This window comes from Streptomyces boluensis, assembly GCF_009908195.1.
In the GTDB taxonomy this organism is placed as follows: domain Bacteria; phylum Actinomycetota; class Actinomycetes; order Streptomycetales; family Streptomycetaceae; genus Streptomyces; species Streptomyces boluensis.
In genome coordinates, this window is record NZ_JAAAHS010000023.1 from 1 (window position 1) to 24,424 (window position 24,424).

Annotated in this window: 26 protein-coding genes; 13 read left to right on the top strand and 13 right to left on the bottom strand. The window is 71.3% G+C overall.

The features are described 5' to 3' along the window. Nucleotides 1-255, bottom strand: a 255-nt coding sequence (locus GUY60_RS05465) for a hypothetical protein (protein ID WP_161694338.1), incomplete at its 3' end; no start/stop codon positions are given. A 261-nt stretch (nt 256-516) separates the two neighbouring features. Next, nucleotides 517-1,374 (bottom strand): 3-hydroxybutyryl-CoA dehydrogenase, encoded by an 858-nt coding sequence (locus tag GUY60_RS05470; protein WP_161694340.1) that lies wholly within the window; start codon nt 1,372-1,374, stop codon nt 517-519. Nucleotides 1,375-1,601: 227 nt separating this feature from the next. Here GUY60_RS05470 and GUY60_RS05475 point away from each other — a divergent pair, with 227 nt between their 5' ends. Then, nucleotides 1,602-2,795 (top strand): glycoside hydrolase family 10-like protein, encoded by a 1,194-nt coding sequence (locus GUY60_RS05475; RefSeq protein WP_187369940.1) that lies wholly within the window; start codon nt 1,602-1,604, stop codon nt 2,793-2,795. Nucleotides 2,796-2,909: 114 nt separating this feature from the next. Here the strand turns inward: GUY60_RS05475 and GUY60_RS05480 are convergent, their stop codons facing one another. Together GUY60_RS05480 and GUY60_RS05485 are read right to left on the bottom strand one after the other, a co-directional pair. After that, nucleotides 2,910-3,104: a DUF1918 domain-containing protein gene (locus GUY60_RS05480; protein WP_161694342.1), complete on the bottom strand. Its 195-nt coding sequence runs from the start codon at nt 3,102-3,104 to the stop codon at nt 2,910-2,912. 146 nt (nt 3,105-3,250) lie between these two features. After that, nucleotides 3,251-4,219, bottom strand: a complete 969-nt coding sequence (locus GUY60_RS05485) for a DMT family transporter (protein ID WP_161694344.1) — start codon at nt 4,217-4,219, stop codon at nt 3,251-3,253. On the opposite strand from GUY60_RS05485, the gene GUY60_RS05490 reads away from it, so the two are divergent. After that, nucleotides 4,218-5,654: an aminotransferase-like domain-containing protein gene (locus tag GUY60_RS05490; protein WP_161694346.1), complete on the top strand. Its 1,437-nt coding sequence runs from the start codon at nt 4,218-4,220 to the stop codon at nt 5,652-5,654. The genes GUY60_RS05485 and GUY60_RS05490 overlap by 2 nt on opposite strands. A 70-nt stretch (nt 5,655-5,724) precedes the next feature. On the opposite strand, the gene GUY60_RS05495 is transcribed toward GUY60_RS05490, so the two are convergent. After that, a complete protein-coding gene (locus GUY60_RS05495) occupies nt 5,725-6,351 on the bottom strand; it encodes a DUF6461 domain-containing protein (protein WP_161694348.1) in 627 nt (208 codons plus the stop codon). Between the two features lie 79 nt (nt 6,352-6,430). On the opposite strand from GUY60_RS05495, the gene GUY60_RS05500 reads away from it, so the two are divergent. The 3 genes from GUY60_RS05500 (at nt 6,431) to GUY60_RS05510 (ending at nt 9,997) form a co-directional block, all read left to right on the top strand. Further along, on the top strand, nt 6,431-6,844 hold the full coding sequence (locus tag GUY60_RS05500; RefSeq protein WP_161694350.1) for a GNAT family N-acetyltransferase: 414 nt from the start codon (nt 6,431-6,433) through the stop codon (nt 6,842-6,844). 108 nt (nt 6,845-6,952) lie between these two features. Then, nucleotides 6,953-7,543 carry a histidine phosphatase family protein gene (locus tag GUY60_RS05505; RefSeq protein WP_161694352.1) on the top strand — a complete coding sequence of 197 codons (591 nt, stop codon included), beginning with the start codon at nt 6,953-6,955 and terminating at the stop codon, nt 7,541-7,543. 231 nt (nt 7,544-7,774) lie between these two features. After that, nucleotides 7,775-9,997: an NADP-dependent isocitrate dehydrogenase gene (locus GUY60_RS05510; RefSeq protein ID WP_161694354.1), complete on the top strand. Its 2,223-nt coding sequence runs from the start codon at nt 7,775-7,777 to the stop codon at nt 9,995-9,997. Nucleotides 9,998-10,083: 86 nt separating this feature from the next. On the opposite strand, the gene GUY60_RS05515 is transcribed toward GUY60_RS05510, so the two are convergent. Next, the gene (locus GUY60_RS05515) at nt 10,084-10,518 is read right to left on the bottom strand and encodes a YybH family protein (RefSeq protein ID WP_161694356.1); all 435 of its coding nucleotides are present in this window, start codon (nt 10,516-10,518) and stop codon (nt 10,084-10,086) included. Nucleotides 10,519-10,542: 24 nt separating this feature from the next. Between GUY60_RS05515 and GUY60_RS05520 the strand changes: the two genes are divergently transcribed. After that, entirely contained in the window at nt 10,543-10,977 is a 435-nt protein-coding gene (locus tag GUY60_RS05520) for a winged helix-turn-helix transcriptional regulator (protein ID WP_312866194.1), read from the top strand. 53 nt (nt 10,978-11,030) lie between these two features. Here the strand turns inward: GUY60_RS05520 and GUY60_RS05525 are convergent, their stop codons facing one another. The 3 genes from GUY60_RS05525 to GUY60_RS05535 all read right to left on the bottom strand — a co-directional run bounded on the left by GUY60_RS05525 (nt 11,031) and on the right by GUY60_RS05535 (nt 13,471). Next, nucleotides 11,031-11,579 (bottom strand): tellurite resistance TerB family protein, encoded by a 549-nt coding sequence (locus GUY60_RS05525; RefSeq protein ID WP_187369939.1) that lies wholly within the window; start codon nt 11,577-11,579, stop codon nt 11,031-11,033. Nucleotides 11,580-11,746: 167 nt separating this feature from the next. Continuing rightward, nucleotides 11,747-12,796 carry a MerR family transcriptional regulator gene (locus GUY60_RS05530; protein WP_161694360.1) on the bottom strand — a complete coding sequence of 350 codons (1,050 nt, stop codon included), beginning with the start codon at nt 12,794-12,796 and terminating at the stop codon, nt 11,747-11,749. Between the two features lie 3 nt (nt 12,797-12,799). Then, a complete protein-coding gene (locus tag GUY60_RS05535) occupies nt 12,800-13,471 on the bottom strand; it encodes a HEAT repeat domain-containing protein (RefSeq protein WP_161694408.1) in 672 nt (223 codons plus the stop codon). Between the two features lie 166 nt (nt 13,472-13,637). Here GUY60_RS05535 and argC point away from each other — a divergent pair, with 166 nt between their 5' ends. Genes argC through GUY60_RS05560 form a run of 5 tightly spaced genes read left to right on the top strand, consistent with a single transcriptional unit; the run spans nt 13,638 to nt 18,510 of the window. Then, complete coding sequence (gene argC, locus GUY60_RS05540) at nt 13,638-14,666, top strand: N-acetyl-gamma-glutamyl-phosphate reductase (protein WP_161694362.1); 1,029 nt, start codon at nt 13,638-13,640, stop codon at nt 14,664-14,666. Next, complete coding sequence (gene argJ / locus GUY60_RS05545; protein ID WP_161694364.1) at nt 14,663-15,820, top strand: bifunctional glutamate N-acetyltransferase/amino-acid acetyltransferase ArgJ; 1,158 nt, start codon at nt 14,663-14,665, stop codon at nt 15,818-15,820. The genes argC and argJ overlap by 4 nt, the downstream gene beginning before the upstream one ends. A gap of 35 nt (nt 15,821-15,855) precedes the next feature. Beyond that, nucleotides 15,856-16,761: an acetylglutamate kinase gene (gene argB, locus GUY60_RS05550; protein ID WP_161694366.1), complete on the top strand. Its 906-nt coding sequence runs from the start codon at nt 15,856-15,858 to the stop codon at nt 16,759-16,761. Further along, complete coding sequence (locus GUY60_RS05555; protein WP_312866195.1) at nt 16,758-17,972, top strand: acetylornithine transaminase; 1,215 nt, start codon at nt 16,758-16,760, stop codon at nt 17,970-17,972. Before argB ends, GUY60_RS05555 begins: the two co-directional genes overlap by 4 nt. A 7-nt stretch (nt 17,973-17,979) precedes the next feature. Beyond that, nucleotides 17,980-18,510: an arginine repressor gene (locus GUY60_RS05560; protein WP_161694368.1), complete on the top strand. Its 531-nt coding sequence runs from the start codon at nt 17,980-17,982 to the stop codon at nt 18,508-18,510. Between the two features lie 85 nt (nt 18,511-18,595). Here GUY60_RS05560 and GUY60_RS05565 read toward each other — a convergent pair whose 3' ends face one another. The 3 genes from GUY60_RS05565 to GUY60_RS05575 all read right to left on the bottom strand — a co-directional run bounded on the left by GUY60_RS05565 (nt 18,596) and on the right by GUY60_RS05575 (nt 21,034). After that, entirely contained in the window at nt 18,596-19,576 is a 981-nt protein-coding gene (locus tag GUY60_RS05565) for a bile acid:sodium symporter family protein (protein WP_161694412.1), read from the bottom strand. A 143-nt stretch (nt 19,577-19,719) separates the two neighbouring features. Then, a complete protein-coding gene (locus GUY60_RS05570) occupies nt 19,720-20,406 on the bottom strand; it encodes a L,D-transpeptidase family protein (RefSeq protein WP_161694413.1) in 687 nt (228 codons plus the stop codon). A 40-nt stretch (nt 20,407-20,446) separates the two neighbouring features. Further along, nucleotides 20,447-21,034 (bottom strand): pyridoxamine 5'-phosphate oxidase family protein, encoded by a 588-nt coding sequence (locus GUY60_RS05575; protein ID WP_161694370.1) that lies wholly within the window; start codon nt 21,032-21,034, stop codon nt 20,447-20,449. A gap of 151 nt (nt 21,035-21,185) precedes the next feature. Between GUY60_RS05575 and GUY60_RS05580 the strand changes: the two genes are divergently transcribed. Together GUY60_RS05580 and argH are read left to right on the top strand one after the other, a co-directional pair. Next, the gene (locus tag GUY60_RS05580; RefSeq protein ID WP_161694372.1) at nt 21,186-22,379 is read left to right on the top strand and encodes an argininosuccinate synthase; all 1,194 of its coding nucleotides are present in this window, start codon (nt 21,186-21,188) and stop codon (nt 22,377-22,379) included. 79 nt (nt 22,380-22,458) lie between these two features. After that, nucleotides 22,459-23,886 carry an argininosuccinate lyase gene (gene argH / locus GUY60_RS05585; RefSeq protein WP_161694374.1) on the top strand — a complete coding sequence of 476 codons (1,428 nt, stop codon included), beginning with the start codon at nt 22,459-22,461 and terminating at the stop codon, nt 23,884-23,886. Between the two features lie 16 nt (nt 23,887-23,902). On the opposite strand, the gene GUY60_RS05590 is transcribed toward argH, so the two are convergent. Further along, the gene (locus tag GUY60_RS05590; RefSeq protein ID WP_161694376.1) at nt 23,903-24,421 is read right to left on the bottom strand and encodes an HAD domain-containing protein; all 519 of its coding nucleotides are present in this window, start codon (nt 24,419-24,421) and stop codon (nt 23,903-23,905) included. Between the last annotated feature and the right edge of the window lie 3 nt (nt 24,422-24,424).

A 24,424-nucleotide genomic window follows, 5' to 3' on the forward strand; every position in this document is an offset into this window, starting at 1 on the left:
ACGCCCCACCGCCTGCCAGATCGCCACGACCAGTGCCCCCAGCGCCGCAAGCACAGCCAACGCGGGCAGCGGCCAGCGATTGCGTTCCAGGGCGGCGACCCGTGCGCTCAGGTCGTCCAGGTCCTTGCCGCTCTGCTCGTCGCGCTGGGTCAACAGGGCGAGTTTTCCGTCCACTTGGGCGAGACCCACGTCGATCGAGCGTCGTAACTCCGCGTGTTCCTCCGGGATCACGGTCTGATCCGGGTCGGTGGCCACGAGTGCGCTCCTTTCCAGCAGGAATCCGGCATCGCATTCACACCCCCTGACGCGCACGCACAGTCAATACCGCTGGTCGTCGCGGAGGAACTGAGTGCGCACGGCATATGCGGGCCCGAGGCGCACACCCTGTGTGAAACGAAAGGGCCCGGCCCGCGCGAAGCGGTGCCGAGCCCCTCTGTGACGGCCTTTTCTGGCCGGATCGATACGTAGCGTGGCTGGAACGCGCGTTCCCTGGCGGGAGTTCGCGTACGTACGCGATCAGTACGTGTAGAAGCCGGAGCCCGTCTTCCGGCCGAGGCGGCCGGCGTCCACCATGCGCTGCAGCAGCGGCGGGGCGGCGTACAGCGGCTCCTTGTACTCGGCGTACATCGAGTCGGCGACCGAGGCGACCGTGTCCAGGCCGATCAGGTCGGCGAGCTTCAGCGGACCCATCGGGTGCGCGCAGCCCAGCTCCATGCCGTTGTCGATGTCCTCGCGCGCGGCGATGCCCGACTCGAACATCCGGATCGCGGAGAGCAGATACGGGATGAGCAGGGCGTTCACCACGAAGCCCGAGCGGTCCTGCGCGCGGATCGCGTGCTTGCCGAGGACCTTCTCCACGACGGCCTCGGCCCGGCTGATGGTGCCCTCGGACGTGGTGAGCGCGGGGATCAGCTCGACCAGCTGCTGCACCGGGGCCGGGTTGAAGAAGTGGATGCCGATGACCTGGTCCGGCCGCGAGGTCGCGACGGCCAGCTTCACCAGCGGGATCGAGGAGGTGTTGGAGGCGAGGATCGCGTCGGGGCGGGTCACCACCTGGTCCAGGACCTGGAAGATCTCGGTCTTGATCGCCTCGTTCTCCACCACGGCCTCGATCACGAGGTCACGGTCGGCGAACTCACCGAGGTCAGTGGTGAAGCTCAGCCGCGCCAGAGTGGAGTCCCGCTCCTCCTCCGAGATCTTTCCGCGTTCCGCCGCCTTCGCGAGTGAGTTCTGCAACCGCGTGCGGCCGATCTCCAGGGCTTCGCCGGTGGTCTCCGCGACCTTGACGTCCAGGCCCGAGCGGGCGCAGACCTCCGCAATGCCCGCGCCCATCTGGCCACAGCCCACTACTCCGACGCGTGCGATATCGCCCATAAGGTCGGTCACCTTGTGCCTTTCAATGATCTTCGGCCCGGCAGCGACGCCCGTTCCACAGCGTCGGCCTCGGCCACGACGTTACTCCGCGCCTCCTGGTGCCCCGTGGGCCGGGGCAGGCATCCTGTCCCTCACACTTGGACATCGGTCACAGGGGGAGGCATTCGGTGCGAATCTCTCGTAGGGCGTTCGGGGCGGCAGCGGCGGCGCTGGTCACACAGCTCGCGATGGCCACGGAGGCGGTGGCGCAAGGCCGGATCGAGGCGGAGCCGCGAGGCGTGCGGGGCGGTGCGGGCGACGGCCGGCGGGACTTCCGCGGCATGTGGCTGGCCAGTGTCGCCAACCGGGACTGGCCGTCCCGGCCGGGTCTGAGCGCGGCCGAGCAGCGGGCCGAGCTCCTGGCGTATCTGGACGCGGCGGTAGCCCGGCGGCTCAACACGGTGATCATGCAGGTCCGCCCGGCCGCCGACGCCCTGTGGCCCTCGCCGTACGAGCCGTGGTCGGAGTTCCTGACCGGGACGCAGGGCCAGGACCCGGGCTGGGACCCGCTGGGCACCGCCGTCGAGGAGGCCCACCGGCGCGGGCTCGAACTGCACGCCTGGTTCAACCCGTACCGGGTCGCGGTCCACACCGACCTGAGCCGGCTCGCGCCCACCCACCCGGCACGGCTGCACCCCGACTGGGTCGTGCCGTACGGCGGGAAGCTCTACTACAACCCCGGTCTGCCCGAGGTCAGGAGCTTCGTCCAGGACGCGATGCTGGACGCGGTGCGCCGCTATCCCGTGGACGCGGTGCACTGGGACGACTACTTCTACCCGTACCCGGTGGCGGGCCAGGTCTTCGACGACGACGCGGCGTACGCGCGCTACGGCGGTGGCTTCCCGGACCGTGCCACCTGGCGCCGCCACAACACCGACCGGCTCGTGCGCGGGATGGCCGCGCGCATCCCGACGGTGCGCCGGGGTGTGGCCTTCGGCATCAGCCCCTTCGGGGTGTGGCGCAACAAGGCCACCGACCCGTGCGGCTCGGACACGACGGCGGGCGTGCAGACCTACGACGACCTGTACGCCGACACCCGTAAGTGGGTCGAGCAGAGCTGGATCGACTACGTGGTGCCCCAGCTGTACTGGAACATCGGCTTCCCCGCGGCGGACTACGCGCGGCTGCTGCCCTGGTGGGCCGATGTGGCGCGCGGCACCGGCGTACGCCTCTATCTCGGCGAGGCTCTGTACAAGGCCGGCGATCCGGCGCAGCCCGCGCCCTGGCAGGACCCGGCGGAACTCTCCCGGCACCTCACGCTCGCGCAGGACTTCGGGGAGGTGGGCGGCCACGCGTTCTTCTCGGCGAGAGAGGTCGCCACCGATCCGTTCGGCGCGATGGCGCGGGTGGTGGCCGATCACTACGGCGGGGCTGCCCAGTAGGGGAGCGAGTAGGGGAGCGGGCACAGGTTCGCCCGTGACGGGTGCCCTTGGGGGGCGCCCGCCGGGGGCCGCGCGCCCCGGCTCCGACTGCCGGGCGCGCGGCTGCCGCGGTGGCTACGCGTCTTCGGTGTGGTGGCGTACGACGGTGTCGGGGCCCGGTGCCATCACGGCCTCGTGCCCATCGTCGAACCGGACGCGGTACGGCGGATCGCCGTCGGAGCCTAGGACCTCGACGACCTCCGCGACCCGGTCGTGCTGACCGACGGTCCGGCCGTGCACCAGGAGCTTGTCGCCCACGGTTGCCTGCATCAGCGGTGACCTCCTTGTCACCTCGGTGGGTGCTCACCGCCCTGGGGGAGCTGAGCTTCCCGTGGCCGTAAGTCTACGGCGGGTACGGGTGATTGGGCTCGTCAACGGTCACCTGCCCCGGTGCTGGGCGGGCCGGACCGCTCCGGTCAGCCGCGGGCGCGCTGGGTGATCGCGATGCAGACGAGTACGGCGAGCGCGGTGAGCGGGGCCGCCACCGGCAGCACTTCGCCGAGCAGCAGTACGGACCAGACCAGGGTGAGCAGCGGCTGGGCGAGCTGCAGCTGGCTCGCCTTGGGAATGCCGATCACAGCCATGCCCCGGTACCAGGCGATCAGGCCGAACCACTGCGAACCGACCGCGAGCCAGGCCATACCCGCGATGCTGCGCCCGGTGAGGTGCAGCGGCTCGGCGCCGAGCGCGACCCAGGCGCCCGCGACGGCCAGTGGCAGGCAGAGGACCAGGGCCCAGCCGATGACGTGCCAGCCCGGCATGACGCGGGAGAGCCGCCCGCCTTCGGTGTAGCCCGCGGCGCAGATCAGCAGCGCGCCGAAGAGGTACAGGTCGGCGGTGCTCAGGGCGCCGCCGCTCTGCTGCACGGTGAAGGCGATCACCGCGGCGGCGCCCGCGCAGGCCGCGACCCAGAACGTCCGCGAGGGCCGGGCCCCGGTGCGCAGCGACGAGAAGACCGCCGTCGTCAGCGGCAGGAGCCCCACGACCACAGCGGCGTGCGCGGTCGTCGAGGTCTCCAGGGCGAGCGTGGTGAGCAACGGGAACCCGACGACCACACCCGCGGCCACGACCGCGAGGCCGCCCCAGTGCTTGCGCGCGGGCAGCGGCACCCGCATGACCAGGAGACAGACGCCCGCGAGCAGCCCGGCGAGGACGCTGCGCACGCCCACGAGGGACCACGGCCCGAAGCCGTCGAGGCTCCATGCGGTGGCCGGGAAGGTGAGCGAGAACGCGATGACGCCGAGCGCGGCTTGCAGGGTGCCCGCGCCGGTGCCTGTGCCGGCGCCCGTGCCTGTGCCCGTACCGGCGGTGCCTGCCCGGCTCGCGGGGGTGGCGGCGGTGACTGCTATCCGGTCCGAGCGAGTAGCGCTATCCTGTGCTGTCATGCAAGAGCGTAGCAGCGTAGGTGATCTGGCAGAACAGTTGCGGGACGAGGTGAAGCGCTACTCTCCGGGTGGGAAGCTGCCGTCGAGTCGCGCGCTCGTCGAGCGGTACCGCGTCAGTCCCGTGACCGTCTCCCGGGCCCTCGCCCAACTCGCCGCCGAAGGGCTTGTCGTCACCCGGCCCGGTGCGGGGGCCTTCCGCGCCGAGCCGCGCCCCGCCCCCGAGCCCGCCGGTGACACCTCCTGGCAGCAGCTCGCGCTGAGCGCCGACGCGGCCGCCGAGCTTGTGCCGCGCGCCGTCGACGCGAGCGGCGTCCTGGCCAGCCTGACCGCGCCGCCCACCGGGGTCATCGAGTTCAACGGCGGCTATCTGCACCCCTCACTGCAACCGGAACGCGCCCTCGCCGCTGCCCTCGCCCGTGCGGGACGGCGCCCCGGGGCCTGGGGCCGGCCGCCGCTCGACGGCATCCCCGAGCTGCGCGAGTGGTTCGCGCGCGGCTGCGGTGGGGCGATCACCGCGTCCGAGGTGTTGATCACCGCGGGCGGTCAGTCCGCGCTCACCACCGCGCTGCGCGCGCTCGCCCCGCCCGGCGCGCCCGTCCTGGTCGAGTCGCCCACGTACCCCGGCATGCTGGCCATCGCGCGGGCCGCCGGGCTGCGCCCCGTACCCGTGCCCGTGGACACCGACGGGGTGCGGCCCGAGCTGCTCGCCGCGGCCTTCGAGGCGACCGGCGCCCGGGTCTTCGTCTGCCAGCCGCTCTTTCAGAACCCGACCGGCGCGGTGCTCGCCGCGCACCGGCGGAGCGAGGTGCTCCGGATCGCGCGGGCCGCGGGCGCGTTCATCGTCGAGGACGATTTCGTACGCCGGCTCGTGCACGCGGACGCCGGGCCGCTGCCCGCGCCGCTGATCGCCGAGGATCCCGACGGGGTCGTCGTGCATGTGTGTTCGCTCACCAAGGCCACCTCGCCCAGCTTCCGGGTCTGCGCGCTCGTCGCCCGCGGGCCGGTCCTGGAGCGGCTGCGGGCCATCCAGATCGTCGACAACTTCTTCGTGCCGCGCCCCTTGCAGGAGGCGGCGCTCGAACTCGTCGGCTCACCGGCGTGGAGCCGCCATCTGCGCGCCGTGGCCACGCAGTTGAAGGACCGCCGCGACGCCATGACCACGGCCCTGCTGCGGGACCTTCCCGAACTCGCCCTGCCGCACATCCCGTCCGGCGGCTACCACCTGTGGCTCCGCCTGCCCGACGGTGCCGACGAGGCCGCCCTGGTCAGCGCCGCACTGCGCGCGGGCGTCGCGGTCACCCCGGGCCGCCCGTACTTCTGTGCCGAACCGCCCGCCGGACACGTGCGGTTGAGCTTCGCCGGGCTCGCGGGCGACGCGGAGATCGCGGAGGGCGTACGGAGGCTGCGCCGGGCTTGCGATGAGGTCTTGGGATGAGGCCTTGGGGTGAGGTCTTGGGGTGAGGTGCTGCGACGCGGCCTTGGGGTGCGGTCCGGGTGTGGTCCGTTCAGTGGCGGCGGCGCTTCTTGGGGCGGCGGCCGCCCACGAACTCGGCGCCGGTGATGATCTCGGGCGTGACCCGGACGCCCGTTATGCGCTCCGCCAGTGCGAAGGCGCCGAGGGTGACCGGGCCGAAGTCCTCGCGGTCGTCGTCCAGTTCACTGAAGTCGGTCAGGTCGAAGCCCACGTCCCGCATCGTCGCGGCCATGGACTCCGCGTCCGGTCCGTTCCGCTCGGAGGGGAAGAGGGGCTGGAAGCGGAGGCGCTCGGCGCCGTTCTCCCACCAGCAGAACTTGTCGACCGCGTTGACGTTCTTGAAGTGGCTCACCACAACCGTGTCCCGCGACAGCCGTGCCAGGACCGAATCCGTCACCCCCACGAAGCCGTTGTGCTCGTACATCAGCGACCAGTCACCGATCGCGGTGACCGCGAACGGCAGTTGTTCCGCCGCTTCGAGCTGCTCGCCCCAGACCACCGCGTCGAGTCCCGTGCCACGCGTCACCTCCTGCGCGCCGACCCGGTCGAGCAGCTGCTCCGGGGTCAGGCCGCGCGCCAGCGTCGCGCAGTACGCCACCGTCATGCCGAAGTCGTCGTCGTCCACCCACGTGTAGTCCCGCGCTGTTGTCCCCGTCATGCTCCGCAGCATCGCACCCGGCACTGACAACGCCCGAAAAACATTGGCCCGTACCGCTCCCACCTGCGAACGTGCCGCCATGACCGGATACGAGATCTCCACCGACCCCGCCAGGATCGACGCCGACCAGGTGTACGCCTGGCTCTCCACCGACGCCTACTGGGCCGTCGGCCGCAGCCGCGAGAAGCAGGACCGGGCCATCGCCGAATCCCTGAACTTCGGTGCCTATGAGGCCGATTCGGGCAGGCAAGTGGCATACGCCCGAGTCATCACTGATCATGCCGACTTCGCCTGGCTCTGCGATGTGTACGTGGCGCCGGCCGCGCGCGGCCACGGTGTCGGTACGGCGCTCGTGGCCGCCGTACGCGACGAGCTGGAGCCGTACGGCCTCCGGCGGATCCTGCTGGCCACGGCGGACGCGCACGGGGTGTACGAGAAGCTCGGCTTCAAGCCGCTGCGGGACCCGGACAAGTGGATGGTGTACGGCGCTTAGCGAGGGGCCGGTGCGCGGCGCTCGGTGACGGTCCGGTGCGCGCCCGTGGGGGCTCTCTTCACGTGGCCGACACTTGACCTGCGCAGCTCGTCACTCCACGATCGCCGCATGCATGTTCGGGTCACGCTCATAGCCGCCGCGCGCAGCTCGTCCATGCTCGCCGAGCGGTTCGACGACGACCGGCCGCTCGATCAGGCGGGCTGGCACGAGGTGCAGATGGGCGCGCACCGGCTTGTGCCGTTCGGCGCCGCCGAGCTGCGCTACTGCTCACCGACGCCGCGCAGCCGCGGCACCGGGGAAGCGCTCGGTCTCGCGCCGCTGGTCCAACTCGCCCTGCGCGACTGCGACATGGGCCGTTGGCGCGGCCGGACCCTGTCCGAGGTCACGGCCCGCGAACCGGCCGCGGTGGACGCCTGGCTCGGCGACCCGCGCGCCGCCCCGCACGGCGGCGAGTCCCTGCTCGCCTTCATCTCGCGGGTCGGCCAGTGGCTCGACACCCGCCCCGCCGACGACGGCGGCCGCATCGTCGCCGTGGCCGAGCCGGCAGTGGTGCGGGCCGCCCTGGTGTACGCCCTGAAGGCGCCCCCGGCGACGTACTGGAACATCGACGTCCGCCCGCTGTCGACGGTCGCCCTGACCGGCCGGTCCGGACGCTGGAGCCTGCGGCTCGACGGGAACGAGGCGCCCGGCTCGGCTTGAGGCGGAGGCGGGGCGCAGAGGCGGGGGCGCGGAGGCGGAGGCGGGGTCGTGCACGGCCGGAGGACCCGGCTCCGCCGCGCTGGCCGTTCACGCGCCGAACCACCCCGTACAAGCCATTAATGCAGGCTTCGCCAAGGGCGAAGCAGGGCCCTGTCCGCATCGGCCCCGACACGAGATATCTTGATGTCGAGCAATTCCGACCGATGCAGTAGACGTGGAGCGGAGCACCCGGTGACTGACTCGACCATCATCTACACCCACACTGACGAGGCCCCGGCCCTGGCGACGCATTCGTTCCTGCCGGTGGTCCAGGCGTACGCCTCGACGGCAGGTGTCGCCGTGGAGACCCGCGACATCTCCCTGGCGGGCCGGATCATCGCCAGCTTCCCCGAGCACCTCCAGGAGAGCCAGCGCATCGAGGACGCCCTCGCCGAGCTGGGCGAGCTGGCCAAGACCCCCGGCGCCAACATCATCAAGCTGCCGAACATCTCGGCGTCGATCCCGCAGCTGAAGGCCGCGGTAGCCGAGCTGCAGGGCCAGGGCTACGCGCTCCCCGACTACCCCGACGACCCGAAGACCGACGAGGAGCGGGAGATCCGCGCCCGTTACGACAAGGTCAAGGGCTCCGCCGTGAACCCGGTGCTGCGCGAGGGCAACTCCGACCGCCGCGCCCCCGCCTCGGTGAAGAACTACGCCAAGGCGCACCCGCACCGCATGGGCGCCTGGACCCCCGAGTCCAAGACCAACGTCGCGACGATGGGCGAGAACGACTTCCGCTCCACCGAGAAGTCCACCGTCATCGCCGAGGACGGCGCGCTGCGCATCGAGCTGGTCGCCCAGGACGGCACCACCACCGTGCTTCGCGAGTCCGTGCCGGTGCTCGCCGGTGAGGTCGTCGACGCCTCCGTGCTGCACGTCGCCGCGCTGCGCGAGTTCCTGTCCGCGCAGATCGAGCGCGCCAAGGCCGAGGGCGTGCTGTTCTCCGTGCACCTGAAGGCCACGATGATGAAGGTCTCCGACCCGATCGTCTTCGGCCACGTCGTGCGCGCCTTCTTCCCGCAGACCTTCGAGAAGTACGGCGAGGCGCTGGTCGCCGCCGGCCTCTCCCCGAACGACGGCCTCGGCTCGATCCTCAAGGGCCTGGACTCCGTGCCGCACCTGGGTGCCGAGATCAAGGCGTCCTTCGAGGCCGAGATCGCCGCGGGCCCCGAGCTCGCCATGGTCGACTCGGACAACGGCATCACCAACCTGCACGTACCGAGCGATGTCATCGTGGACGCCTCCATGCCCGCGATGATCCGCACCTCCGGCCACATGTGGGGCCCGGACGGCGGCGAGGCCGACACCCTGGCCGTGCTGCCCGACTCCAGCTACGCGGGCATCTACCAGGTCGTCATCGACGACTGCCGTGCCAACGGCGCCTACGACCCGTCCACCATGGGCTCGGTGGCGAACGTCGGCCTGATGGCGCAGAAGGCCGAGGAGTACGGCTCGCACGACAAGACCTTCGAGGTCGCCACCGCGGGCACCGTCCGCCTGGTCGACACCGCGGGCAACGTCGTCCTGGAGCAGGAGGTCGCCGAGGGTGACATCTTCCGCGCCTGCCAGACCAAGGACGCCCCGATCAAGGACTGGGTCAAGCTCGCCGTGACCCGCGCCCGCGCCACCGGCGACCCGGCCGTGTTCTGGCTGGACGCCGAGCGCGCGCACGACGCCCAGCTGATCGAGAAGATCAAGCAGTACCTCCCGGAGCACGACACCGAGGGCCTGCAGATCGAGATCCTGTCGCCGGTCAAGGCGATCGAGTTCTCCCTGGAGCGCATCCGCCGCGGCGAGAACACCATCTCCGTCACCGGCAACGTGCTGCGTGACTACCTCACCGACCTGTTCCCGATCCTGGAGCTGGGCACCAGCGCCAAGATGCTGTCGGTTGTCCCGCTGATGAACGGCGGCGGCCTCTTCGAGACCGGCGCCGGTGGCTCCGCCCCGAAGCACGTGCAGCAGCTCGTCAAGGAGAACTACCTGCGCTGGGACAGCCTCGGCGAGTTCCTCGCGCTCGCGGTCTCCTTCGAGCACCTCGCGCAGACCACGGGCAACGCCCGCGCGCAGATCCTGGCCGACACCCTGGACCGCGCCACGGCCACGTTCCTGAACGAGAACAAGTCCCCGGCCCGCAAGCTCGGCAGCATCGACAACCGCGGCAGCCACTTCTACCTGTCCCTGTACTGGGCCCAGGAGCTGGCCAAGCAGACCGAGGACGCCGCGCTGGCCGAGGCGTTCGCGCAGCTCGCCAAGACCCTCGCCGAGCAGGAGCAGACGATCGTCGGCGAGCTCCTCGCCGTGCAGGGCTCCCCGGCCGACATCGGCGGCTACTTCCAGCCCGACGTGAAGAAGGCATCGGCGGTCATGCGCCCGTCGGCCACCCTCAACGAGGCGCTGGCGACGCTCGCCTGAGCAAGCCCTTCGTGAAGTACGGGTACGCCCCGGCCGACTCGCTGTCGGCCGGGGCGTACCCGTATCTCGCTCCCGGTGGCTTCGGGTTACGGGCCGGTACGTGAACTCGTACCGAAGGGGTTGTCGATGAGGTACCGCCAGTTGCCGTCGGGGCCGCGGCGGGCGACGTCGGTGGCCGTGCCCTCGATGTGGACGGGGGCGCCGTCCGGTGCGGTGCCCTCGATGACCCAGTCGACGATCAACAGGGCGATGTCATCGGCGACATACGTGTGCCGGGGCCGCACCTCGATCGGCAGGCCGAGCCCCTGGAACGCGGCGTTGGCGTCCCGCAGCGCCGCCCCCGTCACCGCCTCACCGGGGCGCGGCACGAGGACCGCGCCGTCCGCGTACACCCGCGCGAGCGCCTCCGGGCTGCCGGAGTTGAAGGCCCCGGCGAAGACGGCCGGGTGTTGCCCGGGGGAGGTGCTCAGGGAAACAGTGGGGCCATGCCCAGGCCCGATGTGCGACGAATCGATGCTCATGCCCGCAGCCAAGCGGCCCGCGCGGTGACTCACCAAACGGAAACCCACGCACCGCGGGACTCCCAACGGGCCGACTGGGACGCCGAGTTGGTGCCCGACGCCGATGGCCGCACCCGTCGGCCCGAGCCGGACTGCCCGGTCGAGATCGCCCTCGCCGCCGTCGCGGGGCGCTGGACGACGCTGGTGCTGCGGGAGTTGATGTCCGGCGGCGACTCCTTCAGCGCACTGCGCGAACGGCTCCCCGGCATCAGCCCCAAGGTGCTCGCCGAGCGTCTGCGGGTCCTGGAGGAGCGCGACCTGCTCACCCGCGACCGCATCCCCGGCTTCCCGCCCCGCACCCGCTACCGGCTCACCCCGTCGGGCCATGCGCTGCGCCCGCTCCTTGTGGAGCTCTACCGGACGGGGGCGAAGCTGCGGTCGCACCCGGGTGAGCACGCGTCGGGGCCCGCACCCGGGTAGGTGCGAGCCCCGACTCGCTTGCCGCTACGGCCTGTTGCGCTCGCGCGCACCGCTCAGATGCCGAACTCCTGCGGCGAGACCCCGAGCGCCGCGCACACCTCGCGCAGCACCTGCTCCTCGGGCGGGGAGACATAGCCGTCCGCACCCGCGACGACGAAGCCGGTCTGCACGACCGCCCTGGCCTCCGCGGGCTTCTTCGCCGCCTTGGCGACCTCCGTCATGGCGTCGTTCTTGCCCTGCTGGAAGTTGAAGGACAGCTGGTCCACGTGCTTGTTGAAGCGCTGCCGCAGCTGCTCCGGCGGGAAGTTCTTCAGGACGTCGTTCTGCAGGATCAGCGACTCCACGTGCTGGCGCTCCGCCGGGTCGACCGAGCCGTCGGCCGCCGCGACCAGGGCGCACACGGCCATGCTCGCGTCGCGGTACGCCCCGCTTTTCAGCTCCGTTTTGGCCGAGGCGAGCTGAGACTTGATCAGGCCCACGAGCTGGGCCTTCGAGCCGCCTCCGGACCCGGAGCCGGTCCGTCCCTGACCGCCGGAGCCCCGCGACCCCGCCTGCTGCTGCAGACCCTTGGCCTGGTCCTTGATCCGGTCCCACATCGCCATCCGTGCCACCTCGGCTTGCCGTTTCGCTCGTCCGCGCGCACTCCGCGCATCACTTTGCCAACGCCTTACCCTCCCTTGAAGTTCCGGGGCGGGTAAAGCGGTTGGGCACGTTCCGGTCCGCCGCGCACCGCTGGGCCGGCCCACGGCGGGTGCCGCCCAAGGGCCCGTCACCGTACGTCGTGCAGTCGCAGTACGTACGTGGCGGTCACGGCGACGGCGCGGTCCGCGTCCCGCGAAAGCTCCCGGAGCGCGGCTGTCGTCGTCGGCCCCGGAACGGCGGCCAGGGCCTGGGTCAGGCGTCCGCGCGCGGGTGCGTCGGCGGCGCTGTGGGCGAGGCGGTCGACGAGCGCGGCCGCGATCCGGTCCGCTGTCGCGGGGTCGCTCGCCAGCACGCTCAGGGCGTCGGCCGCGTCGGTGTCGTTCCTGCCCGCCACGATCATGGCGATCAGGGTGGGGACCGCCTCGGCCACCGAGCGGGCCCCGAGCTCAAGTGCCGCGTACCCGCGGACCACGGCGTCCCCGTGGCCGAGCGCCTCCCGCAGCGCGGCCGTCGCCTCGGCCGAGGGCAGCTCGGCGAGGGTGCGCACGGCACGTTCCCGCACCTCGGCCTCCGGTGCGTCGAGGCCCGCCACGAGCAGGGCGGTGCCGTCGGCGCCGGAGCGTGCGAGCGCCCAGCGCAGGGCCCCGGCGACGTTCGGCACCGTCTCACTCAGTACCGCCTCGACCAGCGCCTCCACCGGCACCGGCACCTCCCCGACCGAGGAGCCGGAGGAGCCGGCGGAGCCCGACGAGCCCGAGAAGTACGGGGAGAGCGCCGCGCGCTGGCGCGTGTCGGCGCTCTTGGAACCCAGCGCCTGGAGCAGCGAGACGACCTGGAGGACGTCCTCCCAGCCGGCCGGGTCCGCGGCGTCGATCCGGCGCAGCCGGGTCAGCAACTCGGTCTCGGCCGCGATGCGTTCACGTGTCTGCCGGACGAGGTCGCCGACGAGCGCCGCGGGTGTGAAGCCCGGGTCGTCAAGGGCGCGCCCGATCTCCCGCAGCGAGAGTCCAAGGGACCGCAGGCTCTCGATGTGGAAGATGCGCCGGATGTCGTCCTCGGCGTACTCCCGATAACCGGAGCCCGTACGGGCCGATGGCCGCAACAGTCCGAGCGACTCGTAATGCCGGAGCATCCGGGCACTGACCCCGGACCGTTGCGCCACCTCGCCGATCAACACGCCTTATTGTCCCTCCGCGCTGTACCCGCCGAGCGCCACGACGCGTTTGGCCTCCTCGATCGCGGACTCGAACCCCGTGTCAGGGTCGCTCAACAGCCGTTGGGTGGCGATCGCGTGGGCGCGTACGCGGGGCTCGGGGGCCGTCGTCGCACCGTGCAGAGCAGGCGTGATCACGTCGCCAAGGGCGACAAGCGCCCTGCTGAGACTGAGCTGTGTCTCCCGCTCGCCGCGCCCGAGCTGGGTCGCGAGGACCGCGGCCAGGCCGGGCTCCGCGCCTTCCGGTACGAGGACGACGGCGGCCCGCCAGGCGCTGCGCGCGACCTCGTCCTCGGCGTCGGTCAGCAGCGCCCGGGTGATCGCCGGCCACGCCTGCCGGTCCCCGATCTTCGACAGTGTGTGCAGCGCCTGGCTGCGGGCCTGCGTGCGCTCCGAGCGGATCTCGTCGAGCAGCAGGGGGAGCGTCAGGGCCGCCGGGTGCCGGGTCAGCGCCCAGGTCAGCAGGTCGCGGACATAGAAGTCGGGCTCGACCGCGCAGCGCTCGACCAGCGGGTCGACGAAGACCGGGTCGGGCGCGGAGCCCACCGCGAGGGCGGCCCGCAGACGTACGGACGAACGGTCGTCCGCAAGCCCCCGCATCGCTCGTACCGCGTTCGTGTCCTGCCCCGTGGTCGTCATCGGTGCCGCCTCCTTCTCCGTGCGCGCCTTGCGCTTCTTGCGTTGCCTTGTGAACAGCAGCAGTGAAGGGCTTGTCACCGTGTCAAGGTCAAGCGGAGCCCGGCCGAAACCCTTTGCATAAAACTGCATGGCTACGTATAGTCATGCCATCACCAAGGAGGATCCGATGGCAGTACGTGCAGCGGTCGCAGGGGCGAGTGGGTACGCGGGCGGGGAGCTGTTGCGCCTGCTCCTGGCGCACCCGGACGTCGAGATCGGCGCCCTGACCGGCAACTCCAACGCGGGCCAGCACCTCGGCACGCTCCAGCCGCATCTGCTGCCGCTCGCCGACCGAGTGCTCCAGCCGACCACCGCCGACGTGCTCGCCGGGCACGATGTCGTCTTCCTCGCCCTGCCGCACGGCCAGTCCGCCGCCGTCGCCGAACAGCTCGGGCCCGACGTCCTGGTGGTCGACATGGGCGCCGACTTCCGGCTGCGGGACGCCGCCGACTGGGAGGCGTTCTACGGCTCCGAGCACGCGGGCACCTGGCCGTACGGACTGCCCGAACTCCCCGGCGCCCGAGCCGAGTTGAGCGGCAGTAAGCGCATCGCCGTGCCCGGCTGCTACCCGACCGCCGTCTCGCTCGCCCTCGCCCCCGCGTACGCCGCGGGTCTGGTCGAGGACGAAGCGGTGATCGTCGCGGCCACCGGCACCTCCGGCGCGGGCAAGGCGCTCAAGCCGCATCTGCTCGGCTCCGAGGTGATGGGCTCCATGTCGCCGTACGGCGTGGGCGGTGGGCACCGGCACACCCCCGAGATGATCCAGAACCTCAGCGCGGCCGCCGGAAGGCGGGTCTCCGTGTCCTTCACGCCGACCCTCGCCCCGATGGCCCGCGGCATCCTCGCCACCTGCAGTGCCAAGGCCGCGCCCGGCGCCACGGCGGAGTCCGTGCGCGCGGCGTACGAGAAGGCGTACGCGGACGAGCCGTTCGTACGGCTGCTGCCCGAGGGACAGTGGCCCGCCACCGCCTCCGTGTACGGCTCCAACGCGGTGCAGTTGCAGGTCGCGTACGACGCGAGCGCGGGCCGGGTCATCGTCATCAGCGCCATCGACAACCTCACCAAGGGCACCGCCGGCGGCGCGGTGCAGAGCATGAACATCGCCCTCGGCCTCGACGAGGCCACGGGACTTTCCTCGATCGGAGTCGCACCGTGAGTGTCACCGCCGCCAAGGGCTTCACCGCCGCCGGCATCGCAGCAGGCATCAAGGAGAACGGCAACCCCGACCTGGCCCTCGTGGTCAACAACGGTCCCCGACTGGCCGCCGCAGGCGTCTTCACCTCCAACCGCGTCAAGGCCGCACCGGTCCTGTGGTCGGAGCAGGTCCTCAAGGGCGGTCTCGTCTCCGCGGTGATCCTCAACTCCGGTGGCGCCAACGCCTGTACGGGCCCCAAGGGCTTCCAGGACACCCACGCCACCGCCGAGAAGGTCGCCGAGACGCTGGGCCTGAACGCGGGCGAGGTCGCCGTCGCGTCGACCGGTCTCATCGGTGTGACCCTGCCGATGGACAAGCTGCTGCCCGGTGTCGAGCAGGCCGCGGGCGAGCTCTCCGAGCACGGCGGCGAGAAGGCCGCCATCGCCATCAAGACCACCGACAGCGTGCACAAGACCGCGGTCGTCAGCAGCGAGAACGGCTGGACCGTCGGCGGTATGGCGAAGGGCGCGGGCATGCTCGCCCCCGGCCTCGCCACCATGCTCGTCGTCCTCACCACCGACGCCGACCTGGACTCCGCCGCGCTCGACAAGGCGCTGCGCGACGCGACCCGTACGACCTTCGACCGGGTCGACTCCGACGGCTGCATGTCCACCAACGACACGGTGCTGCTCCTCGCCTCCGGCGCGTCCCAAGTCGCCCCGGGATACGACGAGTTCGCCGAGGCCGTCCGCGCGGTCTGCGCCGACCTCGCGCGGCAGCTGATCGGCGACGCCGAGGGTGCCAGCAAGGACATCCGGATCGAGGTGATCAACGCGGCGAGCGAGGACGACGCCGTCGAGGTGGGCCGCTCCATCGCCCGTAACAACCTCCTCAAGTGCGCCATCCACGGCGAGGACCCCAACTGGGGCCGGGTGCTCTCCGCCATCGGCACCACCTCCGCCGCCTTCGACCCGAACCAGCTGAACGTCGCCATCAACGGCGTCTGGGTCTGCAGGAACGGCTCCGTGGGCGAGGACCGGGACCTGGTCGACATGCGCTACCGCGAGGTCGCGATCACCGCCGACCTGGCCGCGGGCACCGCCGAGCCCGTGGTGATCTGGGCCAACGACCTGACCGCCGACTACGTGCACGAGAACAGCGCCTACTCCTCCTGACCACGTACGACGAACCGGGGACCTGGAACAGAGTCATGAGCACTCGTAAACACACCGCACTGCCCAAGGCGCAGATCCTCGTCGAGGCGCTGCCCTGGCTGACCCGGCACCACGGCAAGACCGTCGTCATCAAGTTCGGCGGCAACGCCATGGTGGACGAGGAGCTGAAGGCCGCCTTCGCGCAGGACGTCGTCTTCCTGCACCACGCCGGGCTCAAGCCCGTCGTCGTGCACGGTGGCGGCCCGCAGATCAGCAAGGCCCTCGACCGGCACGGCATCGTCAGCGAGTTCAAGGCGGGCCTGCGCGTCACCACCGAGGACGCCATGGACGTCGTACGGATGGTGCTCGCCGGACAGGTGCAGCGCGAGCTGGTCGGCCTGCTCAACCAGCACGGGCCGCTCGCCGTCGGCCTCACCGGCGAGGACGCGCACACCATCACCGCGACCAAGCACCAGCCGCGGATCGAGGGCGAGTTGGTCGACATCGGCCGGGTCGGTGAGATCACCGAGATCGACACCGGCGCCATCGAGGCGCTGCTCGCCGACGGCCGTATCCCGGTCGTCTCCTCGATCGCCCGCTCCGCCGACGACCACCACGTCTACAACGTCAACGCCGACACGGCGGCCGCCGCGCTCGCCGCGGCGCTCGACGCCGAGACGCTGATGGTCCTCACCGATGTCGAGGGCCTCTACGAGGACTGGCCGAACAGCGACGAGGTGATCAGCCGCCTCACCGCCAAGGAGCTGGAGACGCTGCTGCCCGACCTGGCCAGCGGCATGGTGCCGAAGATGGAGGGCTGCCTGCACGCCGTGCGCAACGGAGTGCACACCGCCCGCGTCATCGACGGGAGGGTCCAGCACTCGATCCTCCTCGAGATCTTTACGGATGAAGGCATCGGCACGATGGTCGTGCCCGACGAGCCCGAAGGGGGAGCACAGTGACCGGCGGCAGCAACCAGGAGTACGTCCAGCGCTGGCAGGGCGCGCTGATGGACAACTACGGCACCCCGCGGATGCCGTTGGTGCGCGGCGAGGGCCTCAAGGTCTGGGACGCGGACGGCACCGAGTACGTGGACTTCGTCGGCGGCATCGCCGTCAACGCGCTCGGCCACGCCCACCCCGCGGTGGTCCGCGCGGTCAGCGACCAGGTCGCCACGCTCGGCCAGGTCTCCAACTTCTTCATCGCCGAGCCGACGGTCACGCTCGCCGAGAAGCTGCTCCAGCACTTCGGCCGCACCGGCCGGGTCTTCTTCTGCAACTCCGGTACGGAGGCGATCGAGGCGGCCTTCAAGATCGGCCGCCTGACCGGGCGTTCGCACATGGTCGCCACCCAGGGCGGCTTCCACGGCCGCACCATGGGCGCCCTCGCGCTCACCGGACAGCCCGCGAAGCAGGCGCCGTTCGCGCCGCTGCCCGGCGATGTCACACACGTGCCGTACGGCGATGTGGAGGCGCTGCGGGCGGCCGTCACCGAGGACACCGCGCTCGTCGTGATCGAGCCGATCCAGGGCGAGAACGGCGTGGTCGTGCCCCCGGCCGGCTACCTCAGGGCGGCCCGCGAGATCACCGCCGCCACCGGCACGCTGCTCGTCCTCGACGAGGTGCAGACCGGCATCGGGCGCACCGGCCACTGGTTCGCGTACCAGGCCGAGGAGGGCGTCGAGCCCGACATCGTGACCCTCGCCAAGGGCCTCGGCGGCGGCCTTCCGATCGGCGCGACCGTCGCGTTCGGTGCCGCGGCCGAGCTGCTCAGGCCCGGCCAGCACGGCACGACGTTCGGCGGCAACCCGGTGGCGTGCGCGGCCGGAGTCGCCGTACTGGACACCGTCGCGGACGACGGGCTGCTCGACAACGTGAAGCGGCAGAGCGAGCGCCTCCGCGACGGAATCGAAGGTGGTGGCCATGCGCTCGTCAGCCACGTCAGAGGCGCCGGACTGCTGCTCGGTATCGTGCTCACCGAGCCGCTCGCACCCCAGGTGCAGCAGGCCGCCCAGGACGCCGGATACTTGGTGAACGCGCCCGCCCCCGACGTGGTCCGCCTGATGCCGGCGCTGACCCTGTCGGACGCCGAGACGGACACGTTCCTCCAGGCCCTGCCCGGCATCCTGGACCGGGCCGGCGCGGCGCACGGGGACGGACGATCCGGGGAATGAGACGACGATGAGCCTGCAGGAGAACGAGAGCGGCCCGGCGGTACCGCAGACGCGGACCGCCCGGCACCGCCGGATCGTGGACATCCTCAACCGCCAACCGGTGCGCTCCCAGAGCCAGTTGGCGAAGCTGCTCGCGGACGACGGCCTGTCCGTCACGCAGGCGACGCTCTCCCGCGACCTCGACGAGCTCAACGCCGTCAAGATCCGCAACAACGACGGGGACCTGATCTACGCGGTGCCGAGCGAGGGCGGATTCCGTACCCCGCGCGCACCGCTCGGGGAGTCCGCGAAGGAGGAGCGGATGCGCCGCCTCTCCGGGGAGTTGCTGATCTCCGCCGAGGCCTCCGCCAACCTCGTGGTGCTCCGCACCCCGCCGGGCGCCGCGCAGTTCCTCGCCTCCGCGATCGACCAGGCCGAACTGCACGACATCCTCGGCACCATCGCCGGTGACGACACCCTCATGCTGATCAGCCGCGACCCGACGGGCGGCCAGGCCCTCGCGGACCACCTCCTCGGGCTCGCGCAGAACGCCCGCTGAGCGGTAGGCAGTAGTAGCAGTCGTACGCGCGCGAAGGCCCCCGCAGTCCTCGGACGGCGGGGGCCTTCGTACGTACGGGGACGGCTCAGGCCTTGCGGGAGCGGCGCGCCATCCAGGCCGCGACGAGCGCCCCGGAGACGTTGTGCCAGACCGAGAACACCGCGGCGGGCAGCGCGGCGAGCGGGCTGAAGTGGGCGGTGGCGAGGGACGCGGCGAGGCCGGAGTTCTGCATGCCGACCTCGAAGGCCATGGCGCGGCTGGCAGGTTTCCCGAGGCCGGAGACCTTGCCGGCCGCGTAACCGAGCGCGAGGCCGAGGCCGTTGTGCAGCACCACGGCGAGCAGCACGAGCGCGGCCGCCGACTTGATGGCCGAGGCGCTGCCCGCCACGACCACGGCCACGATCACCGAGATGGTGACGGCCGACAGCCACGGCAGGGCGCCGAGCACCCGGTCGATCACCCGGCCCGCGCAGAGCCGGAGCAGCAGCCCGGCGAGGACCGGGAGCAGCACCGTCTTGAGGATGTCGGTGACCATCGAACCGGCGTCGACGGGCAGGTACTCGCCCGCGAGCAGCAGCGTCAGGGGCGGCGTCACCAGCGGGGCGAGCACCGTGGACACGGTCGCCACGGACACCGAGAGGGCCACGTCGCCGCGCGCCAGGTAGGTGACGACGTTGGAGGCGGTACCGCTGGGCGCGCAGCCGACCAGGATCACACCGGCCGCCAACTGCGGGGGCAGGCCGAGCGCGTGGGCGATCAGCCAGCCCAGCCCCGGCATGATCACGTAGTGCGCGACCAGGCCGAGCGCCACGGCCCACGGCCGCTTCGCGACGCCCTTGAAGTCGAGCGGCGTCATCGTCAGGCCCATGCAGAACATCACGATGCCGAGGAGGTACGGCACCGAGGTCTTCCACTCGGCGAACGCGCCGGGCAGGGCAAGGCCGAGGGCGCCCGCGACCAGGACCAGGACGGGGAAGACGGTGACGGCACGGCGGGCCGCCCGGTCGCCGGTGTCGGTGCCCTTGTCGGTGCCCTTGTCCTCGCCCCGGTCAGCGGGGGTCGGTATCTGTTCGGTTTCCACGGCGCGATGCAACGCCGTGCCGCACCGCTGCCGCAATCGCGTCTCGATATGTGGTCGCTACACGGGTCTCGGTACCGGTCTGGGTACCGGCCTCAGTATCGGCCTTGGTACCTGCCTCGGTACCGGCCTCAGTACCGGGTGATCGCCGTGGCCCCCGAGCGGGTGCCGATGGCGATGTGCGGGGTGGCCGCCGGGTCCGCCCAGGCGAGGATGCGGGCCATGGCCGCGGCCGGTACGGAGACACAACCGGCCGTCGCCCCGCGCCCGTTGACGTGCAGGAAGATCCCGGCGCCGCGGCCGCGCACGGGCCGCTCGTAGTTGAAGCCGACGACGAGGGCGTGCGCGTACTGCCTGCCGTACTCCTCCAGGTGCTCGGACTCGCGGGCCCGGCAGTCCGCCGCGAGGGGCTCGCTCCAGCGGTTGTAGACGCGCGAGCGGTTGTCCTGGCACCACCACGAGTCGCGGTTCACCCGGCGGTACGGGGTGCGGGTGCCGGGCGGCGCGGGGCGGGTGCCGAAGGCGTACGGCAGCTCGTACAGGCCGGTCGGTGTGGTGTCCGTGCCCTGTTCGCGCCGGGCGCCATCGGCCAGACCCTTCGCGCCGAAGCGGGCGGGCGCGGAACCGGCCCGGTGCCAGCGGCCGTCGCGCCGCTCCCACCAGGTCACCGTGCCGGTGGTGGAGCGGGTGTCGGGGGCGACGGCGGTGATCAGCTGGCTGCCGCCACCGGTGTCCGCGAGCCGCGCCGGGAGCGGCGGCGCCACCGGCGCACCGGCGGTGGTGAACAGGACGGCGCAGAGCGCGAGTCCGGTGCGCAGGGCGGCCACGGCGGCTCCCGGGGGAGAAGGGGCGAGTCGCTCAGACGCTACTGGGCGGCAGCGGGAGCGGCAGCCCGGGAAGCCCGTCCATGCTCTGCGCGATGTGCTCCTTCTTGGCGAAGTACGCGCTCAGCGATTCGTCGTCCTCGCGCGCGAACCGCTTGCCGTGCAGATCGCGGTCCTCGTCGTACTTCATGAAGGGCACCCCGTATCCGCAGCTGTCGCGGATGTGTTCGGCGGTGACGACGATGATCGCGCGCAGCCCGTGCCGGCTGGGGTCGATGTCGGGGAAGTGTGCGAGCAGCCCGGCGAACCGGGGGTCGTCACGGAAGACGGGCTCGCCGCTGCCGTGCACCCGGACGATGTTCGGCGGACCCTGGAAGGCGCACCACATGAGCGTGATACGCCCGTTCTCGCGCAGGTGGGCGATGGTCTCCGCGGTGCTGCCCGCGAAGTCCAGGTAGGCCACCCGCTGCTCATCGAGGACCGCGAAGGAACCGGTGAGGCCCTTGGGGGAGAGGTTGATGGTGCCGTCGCCGGTGAGCGGCGCGGTCGCCGTGAAGAACATCGGCTGCGCCTCGATGAAGGTGCGCAGCCGGCCGTCTATGCGTTCGTAGCTCTTTCCCATGCCAGGGATTATCCGTCGAGATCCTTCGACTGTCTAACGACTTCACGGGATTGCCGCACCCGGGATCGCCTCGCGCAAGAGCCGGATTGACGATTCATGCAGAGTGCTGCATACTCATGCATGTCAGCGAATGCACTGTAAGGAGAAACCCGTGACCGAGCGCGTCGTACTCGCCTACTCGGGCGGCCTGGACACCTCCGTCGCCATCGGCTGGATCGCCGAGGAGACGGGCGCCGAGGTCATCGCCGTTGCCGTGGACGTCGGCCAGGACGGCGAGGACCTGGACGTCATCCGCGAGCGCGCCCTCGCCTGCGGTGCCGTGGAGGCCGAAGTGGCCGACGCGAAGGACGAGTTCGCCGACGACTACTGCCTCCCGGCGATCAAGGCCAACGCCCTCTACATGGACCGGTACCCGCTGGTCTCGGCGCTCTCCCGGCCGGCCATCGTCAAGCACCTCGTGGCCGCCGCGCAGAAGCACGGCGCCACCACGGTCGCCCACGGCTGCACCGGCAAGGGCAACGACCAGGTGCGGTTCGAGGCGGGCATCGTCGCCCTCGCCCCCGACCTGAAGTGCATCGCCCCGGTCCGTGACTACGCGATGACCCGGGACAAGGCGATCGCCTTCTGCGAGGAGAAGAACCTCCCGATCGCGACCACCAAGAAGTCGCCGTACTCCATCGACCAGAACGTCTTCGGGCGGGCCGTCGAGACCGGCTTCCTTGAGGACATCTGGAACGGTCCGATCGAGGACATCTACGAGTACACCCAGAACCCGGCCGTGCAGCGCGAGGCCGACGAGGTCGTCATCTCCTTCAAGGAGGGCGTCCCGGTCGCCATCGACGGCAAGCCCGTCACCGTGCTCCAGGCCGTACAGGAGCTGAACAAGCGCGCGGGCGACCAGGGCATCGGCCGGATCGACATGGTCGAGGACCGGCTCGTGGGCATCAAGTCCCGTGAGGTGTACGAGGCTCCGGGCGCCATCGCCCTGATCACCGCCCACCAGGAGCTGGAGAACGTCACGGTCGAGCGTGAACTCGCCCGCTACAAGCGGCAGGTCGAGCAGCGCTGGGGCGAGCTGGTCTACGACGGCCTGTGGTTCTCGCCGCTCAAGCGCGCCCTGGACGGCTTCATCAACGAGGCCAACCAGCACGTCTCCGGCGACATCCGGATGACCCTGCACGGCGGCCGCGCCGTCGTCACCGGCCGGAAGTCCGAGGAGTCGCTGTACGACTTCAACCTCGCCACCTACGACTCGGGCGACACCTTCGACCAGTCCAAGGCGCAGGGCTTCATCGACATCTTCGGCCTCTCGCAGAAGATCGCCGCGAAGCGGGACCTGGCCTGAGGTCCCACGGCCTCCGTACACGCTAGAAATGGGCGGGGCAGGGAAACCTGCCCCGCCCGTCGCACACCAAGGAGCAACCGTGAGCAGCAACACCGGTGATGTCCGCCTCTGGGGCGGCCGCTTCGCCGACGGTCCGGCCGAGGCACTCGCCAAGTTGTCGGCCTCCGTCCACTTCGACTGGCGCCTGGCGCCGTACGACATCGCCGGTTCCCGTGCCCACGCGCGCGTGCTGCACAAGGCGGGGCTCCTTACGGCGGACGAGCTGGAGCGCATGATCGCCGGGCTCGACCTGCTCGAACAGGACGTCGCGAGCGGCGAGTTCACCGGCACCATCGCCGACGAGGACGTGCACACCGCCCTGGAACGCGGCCTGTTGGAGCGCCTCGGCCCGGACCTGGGCGGCAAGCTGCGCGCCGGCCGGTCCCGCAACGACCAGGTGGCGACGCTCTTCCGGATGTACCTGCGCGACCACGCCCGGATCGTCGGCGGTCTGATCACCGAGCTCCAGGAGGCCCTCGTCGGCCTCGCGGAGGCGCACCCGGACGTGGCGATGCCCGGCCGTACGCACCTTCAGCACGCTCAGCCGGTGCTTTTCGCGCACCACGTCCTGGCGCACGTCCAGTCCCTGTCCCGGGACGCGGAGCGGCTGCGGCAGTGGGACGTGCGCACGGCGGTCTCCCCGTACGGCTCCGGCGCGCTGGCCGGGTCCTCGCTCGGGCTCGACCCGGAGGCGGTGGCCAAGGACCTCGGCTTCGAGCACGGCTCCGTCGCCAACTCCATCGACGGCACGGCGTCCCGTGACTTCGTCGCCGAGTTCGCCTTCATCACGGCGATGATCGGGGTGAACCTCTCCCGCATCGCGGAGGAGATCATCGTCTGGAACACGAAGGAGTTCTCCTTCGTCACGCTCCACGACGCCTTCTCCACCGGCTCGTCGATCATGCCGCAGAAGAAGAACCCGGACATCGCGGAGCTGGCGCGCGGCAAGTCCGGCCGCCTCATCGGCAACCTGACCGGCCTGCTCGCGACCCTCAAGGCGCTGCCGCTCGCGTACAACCGCGACCTCCAGGAGGACAAGGAGCCGGTCTTCGACTCCTGCGACCAACTGGAGGTGCTGCTCCCGGCGTTCACCGGCATGATGGCCACCCTCACGGTCAACCGGGAACGCATGGAGGAGCTCGCTCCGGCCGGCTTCTCGCTCGCCACGGACATCGCCGAGTGGCTGGTCAAGCAGGGCGTTCCGTTCCGGGTCGCGCACGAGGTCGCGGGCGAGTGCGTCAAGGTCGCCGAGGCCGAGGGCAAGGAGCTGGACGAGCTCACGGACGAGCAGTTCGCGAAGATCTCCGCCCACCTGACCCCCGAGGTGCGCACCGTCCTCAACGTGCCGGGCGCCCTCGCCTCCCGCAACGGCCGTGGCGGTACGGCGCCTTCGGCGGTGGCCACCCAACTCACCGAGGTCAAGGCCGACTTGGTGATCCAGCGGGCCTGGGCCACGGCCAAGCACTGACCCCGCCCCGCACCACCTACAGCGCCGCCGCCCACTCCGCGAGCGCGTCGAAGTCCCGCCGGAGCAGTCCGAGCCGGGGGTCGACGTAGCGGAGCAGGGCGGCGGCGCTGTGGTGTGCCTCGACGTACGCCTGGTCGTGCCGGGTGAGGTCGTCGTCGACCCAGGCGAACGGCCGCCCGGCCGCGTACTCCAGGACGTACGGCGTCTTCCAGAACGTTCCGGACGGCGCCCGCCCGTGCATCGTGGGCCAGTCGACGAACGGCAGCTCCGGCAGCCCGATCCGGGGCCCGATCCACTCGTTGGCCTGCCCTTTCCACGTGGTCGCCCAGACCAGCTCGAACCACTCGGCGAGGACGAGCAGTTCGCGCCCGTGCGCGGGGTCGAGCCAGACGCGTAAGGGCTTGTCGCCGTCCCAGCCGTCGGGGCGCATCCGGTGTGTGGTGTATCCCGGCGGGCGGCGCTCGGGCTTGGCCGCGTACGGGTTCAGCGGTCCGTCGACGTCTATCAGCAGCAAGGGCTTCGCCGTCTTCGTCATCCG

Coding starts and splice junctions, on each gene's coding strand:
- GUY60_RS05575 (WP_161694370.1), bottom strand. CDS start 21,034: ATGGGAAAGAGCTACGAACGCATAGACGGCCGGCTGCGCACCTTCATC.
- GUY60_RS05480 (WP_161694342.1), bottom strand. CDS start 3,104: ATGCAGGCAACCGTGGGCGACAAGCTCCTGGTGCACGGCCGGACCGTC.
- GUY60_RS05495 (WP_161694348.1), bottom strand. CDS start 6,351: ATGACGGGGACAACAGCGCGGGACTACACGTGGGTGGACGACGACGAC.
- GUY60_RS05535 (WP_161694408.1), bottom strand. CDS start 13,471: ATGACGACCACGGGGCAGGACACGAACGCGGTACGAGCGATGCGGGGG.
- GUY60_RS05560 (WP_161694368.1), top strand. CDS start 17,980: ATGAGCCTGCAGGAGAACGAGAGCGGCCCGGCGGTACCGCAGACGCGG.
- argC (WP_161694362.1), top strand. CDS start 13,638: ATGGCAGTACGTGCAGCGGTCGCAGGGGCGAGTGGGTACGCGGGCGGG.
- GUY60_RS05475 (WP_187369940.1), top strand. CDS start 1,602: ATGGCCACGGAGGCGGTGGCGCAAGGCCGGATCGAGGCGGAGCCGCGA.
- GUY60_RS05485 (WP_161694344.1), bottom strand. CDS start 4,219: ATGACAGCACAGGATAGCGCTACTCGCTCGGACCGGATAGCAGTCACC.
- GUY60_RS05490 (WP_161694346.1), top strand. CDS start 4,218: ATGCAAGAGCGTAGCAGCGTAGGTGATCTGGCAGAACAGTTGCGGGAC.
- GUY60_RS05515 (WP_161694356.1), bottom strand. CDS start 10,518: ATGAGCATCGATTCGTCGCACATCGGGCCTGGGCATGGCCCCACTGTT.
- GUY60_RS05470 (WP_161694340.1), bottom strand. CDS start 1,374: ATGGGCGATATCGCACGCGTCGGAGTAGTGGGCTGTGGCCAGATGGGC.
- GUY60_RS05500 (WP_161694350.1), top strand. CDS start 6,431: ATGACCGGATACGAGATCTCCACCGACCCCGCCAGGATCGACGCCGAC.
- GUY60_RS05590 (WP_161694376.1), bottom strand. CDS start 24,421: ATGACGAAGACGGCGAAGCCCTTGCTGCTGATAGACGTCGACGGACCG.
- GUY60_RS05505 (WP_161694352.1), top strand. CDS start 6,953: ATGCATGTTCGGGTCACGCTCATAGCCGCCGCGCGCAGCTCGTCCATG.
- argB (WP_161694366.1), top strand. CDS start 15,856: ATGAGCACTCGTAAACACACCGCACTGCCCAAGGCGCAGATCCTCGTC.
- GUY60_RS05525 (WP_187369939.1), bottom strand. CDS start 11,579: ATGGCGATGTGGGACCGGATCAAGGACCAGGCCAAGGGTCTGCAGCAG.